Raw genomic sequence first — 788 nt, 5'->3', positions numbered from 1 at the left:
CGCGAACGCCCGAAGGGCGTGAGCGGCGAGGCTGGGGAGGCGTGAGGCTGCGGTTGCGGTGCTGGGCGGGACTCGAAGGGGCAGTCGCCGGCGGCGAAGCCGCCGGCTGCCCGAGGCGCGTAGCGCCTCACTGCCGCGAGGACGAAGACGCGCGATGTAAGCACCGCAGCGAGGGAACGAAGTGACCGAGTGAGGCGCGCAGCGAGCGCATCGAGTCCTCGCGGCTGGGGCTTCGGCGGTCACACTCACAACGGGATCAGCAGCGTATAGCCGAGCGGCTGGGGCTTCGGCGGAGTCCCTCGTCGGTCCGTGCGATACTGATTATAAAAGAACGACTGCGTACTACGCCGCTGCGCCGACGTACGGCTTGACCGCCCGGACGATGGCGTCCACGTCGTACTCGTCCTCCTCCTTGTCGAAGACGACCTCGTCGGCGGCGCGGACGACGAACACGCCGGCGTCGCCCGTCACCAGCGCGACCTCGTCGATCGACTCCCCGAACTGCTTGAGGATCGCCTCGGAGACGTCCTGAGCGCGGTTCAACATGCCACACGGGACGCAGTACTCGATTTCGACGCGTGTCATATCCCTCGCTTAGGTCCGAGCGAACTTAAAACGGGAGCCGGACCGGCGGACCGCCCCCTACGTCGACCGCTCGACTCCGTCAATCTCGAACCGCGCCCCGCCGTCCGCGCCCTCCGTGACCCGAATCTCCCAGCCGTGGGCCGCGACGATCCGGTCGACGATCGCGAGGCCGAAGCCGGTTCCGCCGGCGGCGGACGTGTACC

Annotated in this window: 1 protein-coding gene; it reads right to left on the bottom strand. The window is 68.5% G+C overall.

Annotated features, from left to right (window positions below; translation table 11 throughout):
• Positions 1-342 precede the first annotated feature (342 nt).
• The gene (locus BN903_RS12960) at positions 343-585 is read right to left on the bottom strand and encodes a SelT/SelW/SelH family protein (protein WP_048078132.1); all 243 of its coding nucleotides are present in this window, start codon (positions 583-585) and stop codon (positions 343-345) included.
• Positions 586-788 lie beyond the last annotated feature (203 nt).

The sequence above is a fragment of the Halorubrum sp. AJ67 genome (genome assembly GCF_000513435.1).
The sequence above is the reverse complement of the archived record's forward strand: the minus strand, read 5'-3'. Positions and strand labels throughout refer to the sequence as shown.

Coding starts and splice junctions, on each gene's coding strand:
- BN903_RS12960 (WP_048078132.1), bottom strand. CDS start 585: ATGACACGCGTCGAAATCGAGTACTGCGTCCCGTGTGGCATGTTGAAC.